Consider the following 3,881-nt stretch of genomic DNA (forward strand, 5'->3'; position numbering starts at 1 on the left):
TTACTTTGGGCCGATTCGACTAGGTTCGTTTGATGAGCGACAGGTAACAGGTGCAAAAAATGATTACTTAACTTTAACGCGAAAAGTGTCACCTATGTCTGTGGACTAAAGTGTTACCTATGTCCTTGACCTTTACACCCCGGCCAGCACGAAACCCCTCGCTGCGGACAATCGAGGCGGCGGCTGCGGAACTCGCTTCGCTCAGACAGGCATCAAAGAAACCCCGCCCCGCTTGTTCCTCGCTTCGGCGTGCTTCAAGGGGATTTCTAAGCCCTATGCAGAGAGTGTGGCTATTACATTTTTTGTTTGTGCGCGAGTAAAAAATTAAATTGTTTAACACGCACTGAGCAGCCTCCGCTGCCCAGTTTTAATACCACCCCAATTCCTGCCTTTAGGCAGTTTTGTCCCCTCCCAAAGTGCAGGGCTAGGGACGCTTTTGCTTGTTAGTTTGTTTTTAAAAATAAATAAGGAGTAGAGTAATGTCTCATTCAGCAATTCATACCGCAATTAAAACCACGCTGTTAAGTGGCGTTTTTATGGCTACGGCCATGCCTGCCATAGCCTTCGAATTTCACGGCTATGGCCGGATTGGCTCGGGGGCTTCAACCGGATCTGGCGGTGCGCAAAGCTGTTTTCAGCTGGCGGGAGCCGAAACTAAATATCGCCTTGGCAATGAGTGCGAGATTTATGGCGAGCTGGAAATCAGCCACGATTTTTTTAAAAGCGAGCAGGGCAGCACCTTTACCGTGGTGGGGATGGGTAGCCTTTATAACCGCAACGATAGATCGCCCACTTTTCAGCCGGAAGATGGCAGCGCCAGAGCGCCGCAGATTTACGCCAAATATAGCAATATCCCCGAGCTGAATGGCGCAACGCTGTGGGCTGGGCGTCGATATTACAAGCGCCATGATGTGCATATCACCGATTTTTATTATTGGAATCCAAGCGGCACAGGGCTGGGGATTGAAGACTATAAAGTCGGCGATTTAAAGCTTAGCTACGCGTTTTCGCGCGAGGACAATATTTATCAGGCCGATTACGCCAATAAGCATGATTTTCAACTCGGCGGCATTGCCACGAATAAAGGCGGTGAAGTGGCGCTGGGCCTGAGTTATATCCAAGATGCAGGGCAGGTGAGCGGGGCTAATAGCGGCTGGGCACTCACTGCGCAGCACGAGCAAAAGGGCTGGCTGGGTGGAACCAATAAATTCGCCATTCAGTATGGCGTTGGCCCCGGCACGGGCTTGGGCTACACCGGCTCCTTGCTGGCAAACCAAAGCAATAAGCGTTTTCGCATGGTCGAGTCTTTTGATTGGCAGGCGACGCCAGAATTTGGTGGCCAGCTGACGGCGGTGTATCAGCGTGATCAAAGCGATGCAGGCAGGCAAACGTGGTGGTCGGCCGGAGCAAGGCCGGTTTACGCCTTTAGCCAGAACTTTAAATTAGTGGGCGAGGTGGGCCATGATCGTGTGGAGGCTTTAGATGGGCAAACGCGCAATTTGAGTAAGCTGACTATTGCGCCTACTTTTACCTTGGATAAAGCCTTTTGGAGCCGCCCAGAGCTGCGTTTGTTTTATACCTACGCTCGCTGGAATGAAGCTGCGCAGAATGCCGCCTCTACCGGATCGGCTTTGTCTAAAACCGGCACATTTGGCCGTGATCTGAATGGCTCCACTTACGGCTTGCAGCTTGAATACTGGTGGTAAAACGCTTGGATAAATAAAACAGCGGGCTGGATGCTCATTCTGTCAACTTAGATCTATCTATTGCAAGCGCTGAAACATCGTAGGGCGGGTGCAATCCGCGTTTGTTTAGCATCACTTGTGGGTTTCACCCGCCCTACAAGCGTGGCCTAAGTTGATAGGATTGGGCTGCATGTGCCCCTATTTGTGCTGCTAATTTATAGTGATTTTTCAAACTGCTGCACCAGCTGATGCAGCTCTCCCGCTATTTGGGTGAGCTGCGATGCGGTTTCGCCAACGCCGATAATACGGCTGACGTTTTGCTCGGTAAGCGCGTTGATTTTTTCCATGGTCTGCGCTACGTCTTCTGATACGGATGATTGCTGATCCAGCATCTCCGCTACATGGCGGGCAGATTGATCTACGCCATTGCTAGAGGTGGCAATTTCACCCAAGGTGAGCGTGCAGGCATCAATTTGTGCGGTGCCGTGATTTACCGAGGCCACCGCCTCGCGCATGGTAGCAAGGGCTTCGTTGGTGCGGGCCTCTACGCTGCTGATGGTGCTGGCAATACTCACCGTGCTAGCGCTGGTGCGCTCAGCTAGTTTGCGTACTTCATCGGCTACCACGGCAAAGCCACGGCCGGTTTCGCCTGCTCTGGCCGCTTCGATGGCGGCGTTGAGCGCCAGCAGATTAGTTTGGTCGGCAATCTCACGAATGGTTTTAGTCACCACGCTGATTTCCCGCACCGCATCAGAAAGCTGGCCTAGCGTAATACGGGCCTGATCAACCACGGTAACTACTTCTTGCGTCGCCGTTTGCGCCGCGCCCATTTCGATCGCACCACGGGTAGCTAGCTCCTTAGCTTTGGAGGCATGCTCTGCGCTAATCCGCGTAGCAAGGCTGATCTCGTTCACACTACTTGCCATTTCTTCTAGTGCCGCTGCCGTGGTTGCCACGCCGTCTGATTGCTCTTGGCTGCGCTTAATTAGCTCGCTGGCGCTGTTGGCAACATCCTGAGCGCGTTTATCCACGCGGTTGCCTGCCAGTACCACGTCGGCAATGATGGCGCGTAAATTAATCCGCATTGATTCCAGTGCAACCAGCAAATGGCTGAATTCCTTAGGCGCGCTGGCATCTACATCAAAACGAAAATTGCCTTCACTTAATTGTGAGAAGGCGTATTCAATATTTTGAATTGGGCGCTGGATGGATTGCGTTAAATACCAGCCGCCCCAAGCCGCAGCCACCGCGGATACGGCTAGGAGCGGGGTGGAAAAAGGTGATGCCAATGCTGGGATTAATACCGCAGCCAGCACCAACCATATTCTCTGCAGCATAGAGCGCTGCTGTGGCCATTTGGTTTTGGCTAGGGTGGCTTGGCCAGCATTGATCTTGGTATAGAGGGCCTCGGCGGCAGAGATTTGTGCGCGGCTGGGGGTATTACGCACCGACATATAACCCACTTTTTGGCCGCGCTCCTTTATGGGGGTAACAAAAGCCTCTACCCAATAATGGTCGCCATTTTTACAGCGGTTTTTAACAATGCCTCGCCAAGGTAAATCTTGTTTTAAGGTTTGCCACATATCGGCGTAGGCACTGCTGGGCATAAAGGGATGACGAACAATATTGTGTGGCTCGCCAATAATTTCTTTATCGCTAAAGCCCGCCACTTCCTTAAAGGATGAGTTAGCGTAGCTAATCTGGCCTTTTAAATCAGTTTTGCTGACAATAGGGCGGCGCGGGTCAACGGGAACTTCGTGTTCGGTAATTGGTAAATTGCTGCGCATTACGGAATCCAGGCGGGAGAATAAATCATGAATGTGTCGGCTGGCCGCTACTGATTGATGAGCACTTTAAATAACAGCAAGCGGGAGAATGACGAATATATATTAGAGATTACTACTTTCTTGGTGTTGCTGACTATTAAGATAAGCCCTAGGTATTGTAGGAGTAATGGCCAGTAGGTGGTGCGGGGCAGAGAAACAGTAGGCAATAAAAAACCCCAAGACCGAAGTCTTGAGGTTTTAATATTTGGTCGGGGCGGTGGGATTCGAACTCACGACCCTCTGCTCCCAAAGCAGATGCGCTACCGGGCTGCGCTACGCCCCGAATCTCTTTCGCATTGCTGCGAAGAGGTGCGCATTATCACTGAGAGCGTACCGCTTGTCAACTGTTTCTGTTAATTGATATATCGGC

Annotated in this window: 2 protein-coding genes and 1 tRNA gene; 1 reads left to right on the forward strand and 2 read right to left on the reverse strand. The window is 51.5% G+C overall.

The genetic code is table 11. The features are described from left to right. Positions 1 to 479: 479 nt before the first annotated feature. On the forward strand, positions 480 to 1,706 hold the full coding sequence (locus Q0R17_RS15400) for a carbohydrate porin (RefSeq protein WP_293936370.1): 1,227 nt from the start codon (positions 480 to 482) through the stop codon (positions 1,704 to 1,706). A 194-nt stretch (positions 1,707 to 1,900) separates the two neighbouring features. Here the strand turns inward: Q0R17_RS15400 and Q0R17_RS15405 are convergent, their stop codons facing one another. Then, positions 1,901 to 3,472, reverse strand: a complete 1,572-nt coding sequence (locus Q0R17_RS15405; RefSeq protein ID WP_293936373.1) for a PAS domain-containing methyl-accepting chemotaxis protein — start codon at positions 3,470 to 3,472, stop codon at positions 1,901 to 1,903. A gap of 245 nt (positions 3,473 to 3,717) precedes the next feature. Continuing rightward, positions 3,718 to 3,794 (reverse strand) — tRNA-Pro (locus Q0R17_RS15410). Between the last annotated feature and the right edge of the window lie 87 nt (positions 3,795 to 3,881).

This window comes from Iodobacter sp. (assembly GCF_025352645.1).
Taxonomy (GTDB): domain Bacteria; phylum Pseudomonadota; class Gammaproteobacteria; order Burkholderiales; family Chitinibacteraceae; genus Iodobacter.

Bases quoted from the DNA above. Each gene is read 5' to 3' on its own strand.
- Q0R17_RS15400 (WP_293936370.1), top strand. From the start codon at position 480: ATGTCTCATTCAGCAATTCATACCGCAATTAAAACCACGCTGTTAAGT.
- Q0R17_RS15405 (WP_293936373.1), bottom strand. From the start codon at position 3,472: ATGCGCAGCAATTTACCAATTACCGAACACGAAGTTCCCGTTGACCCG.